This is a genomic window from Vibrio sp. 1727, assembly GCF_033344415.1.
GTDB lineage: Bacteria > Pseudomonadota > Gammaproteobacteria > Enterobacterales > Vibrionaceae > Vibrio > Vibrio alginolyticus.
This window is the reverse complement of the sequence record NZ_JAWPOT010000057.1, coordinates 1-2,278: the sequence shown is the minus strand read 5'-3', so window position 1 is coordinate 2,278 and position 2,278 is coordinate 1. Positions and strand designations below refer to the sequence as shown.

The 2,278-nt window shown below is 46.1% G+C and carries 1 protein-coding gene; it reads left to right on the top strand.

The window, feature by feature from the left end; all coding sequences use genetic code 11:
* Window positions 1-2,278: aerobic respiration two-component sensor histidine kinase ArcB (arcB, locus tag R8O10_RS23755; protein WP_318191769.1), on the top strand; the 2,278-nt coding region annotated here is incomplete at both ends.

The following is a 2,278-nucleotide window of genomic DNA, read 5'->3' as shown; positions in this document are numbered from 1 at the left end:
GTAGACTTACTGGTGAAACTAGGGATTGTCCGTTTTTCAATTTTGTTAGCCCTAGCGCTGGTGGCACTTGCTGTCGTAGTACAAGTTGGTATCACTTTGGCTCTCAAAGGGCGCGTCGATGATATCGACATCGTACGTTCCGTTTTCTTTGGTTTGCTAATCACGCCCTGGGCCGTTTACTTCCTATCTGTGGTGGTAGATCAGTTAGAAGAGTCTCGTCAACGATTGACTAAGCTGGTTTCTAAATTGAAAGACATGCGTTCACGCGACCAAGAACTGAACTTCCAACTACAGCAGAACATCGAAAAGCTCAATCTAGAGATTGAAGAGCGGATTAAAGCGGAAGAAGCGCGTGAAGAGGCGATGCAGGATCTAGAGAATGAGGTTTTCCAGCGTGAGCGAACGCAATTAGAGTTGGCTGAGCGTACCGCTTTGTTACGTTCATTCATCGATGCGTCACCTGATTTGATTTATTACCGTAATGCCGATGGCGTCTTCTCTGGTTGTAACCGAGCGATGGAAGAGTTAACGGGCAAGAAAGAGCATCAACTTGTCGGTTTGAGCCCGTGGGATGTCTACAGTAAAGAAATTGCGCAACCAATCGTAGATACCGACCAAAAAGTCTTTAGCGACAACCAAGCGATCACTTACGAGCAATGGTTGGAATACCCTGATGGGCGAAAACACTATTTTGAATTGCGCAAAGTACCATTTTATAGCAAAGACGGTCGCCACTTGGGGTTGGTTGGTTTTGGGCGAGACATCACTGAGCGTAAGCGTCATGAAGAATCTCTAGAAAAAGCCAGCAGAGATAAAACGACGTTTATCTCCACAATTAGCCATGAACTTCGCACACCGTTAAACGGCATTGTTGGCCTGAGTCGAATGTTGCTTGATAGCCCGCTGACGGAAGAGCAACGTAAGCACATGCAGACGATCAACGTGAGTGCGATTACGTTGGGGAATATCTTCAATGACATCATCGATATGGACAAATTCGATCGTCGTAAGCTTGAACTGTTACCTGCGCCATTGAACTTTGAAGACTTTGTCGCCGAGATAGAGAGTATTTCGGCGCTCATGGCGGAACAAAAAGGACTGCGTTTCGACTTAGAACGTTTGAGTGACTTACCAAAAGCGATCGAGGTGGATGCGACCCGTTTACGTCAGGTGATTTGGAACCTAGTCAGCAACGCGATGAAGTTCACCAAAGAAGGTGGCGTTGTGATGACAGTCAGCGCTGATGTCGAAGAAGACTTCGCGACTATCATTATGGAAGTCGAAGACACTGGCATCGGTATTCCTGAAGCTGAACTGGATAAGATTTTTGCTATGTATTATCAAGTTAAGTCGGGCAAAGACAACTTGCATGCGGTAGGTACAGGCATTGGGTTAGCGGTTTCGAAACAGCTGATCAATATGCTGGATGGGGACATTACGGTCACAAGTGAAGAAGGCTTTGGTAGTACTTTTACTGTGTCGATTGACGTTCCTATTGTTGAACTCGAAGAGCTGGTAATCGATGCGAAGCGCGACAATGTGCATCTCAACATCTTTATGGTTGAAGACATTGAACTTAACGTGACGGTGGCTAAGTCGCTGCTAGAAAGTTTGGGGCATTCCGTGACGGTCGCGATGACTGGGGAAGAAGCGTTAGTCAACTTTGTGCCGGACCAATACGATCTTGCGCTGTTGGACATTCAACTGCCAGACATGACAGGGTTTGATGTGGCGAAGTACTACCGTGAGCATTATGACCACTTGCCTCCGTTGGTGGCGTTAACGGCGAACGTGATGAAAGATCGTCGAGAGTACTTAGAAAATGGAATGGATGACGCAATCAGTAAACCATTAGCTGTGCATGCTATTCAGTCAGTGATAGATAAGTTCTTTGTTGATCGAGTCGATAAACCCGCGGTGATTGTTAAGCCTGAAGTCAAGGAAGAAGCGGCGCCTTCTCCTGTGATTGAGACACATCTACTGGATCTGGATATGCTAGAGTCTTATGTGGATATTGTCGGCGTTAAACCCGTGTACGACAGCATCAAGATGTTTGAAGACATGATGCCAGATTACATTGAGGTATTAGACTCAAACATGACCGCAAAAGATCAAGATGGCATTGTTTCTGAAGCGCATAAAATCAAAGGTGCGGCAGGATCTATTGGTCTTAAACGTATCCAAAGCGTTGCTCAAAAAGCGCAATCCCCGGATATGCCGGCATGGTGGGAAAATATTTCTGACTGGGTCGAAGAGATAAAGAACGAATACCAAAACG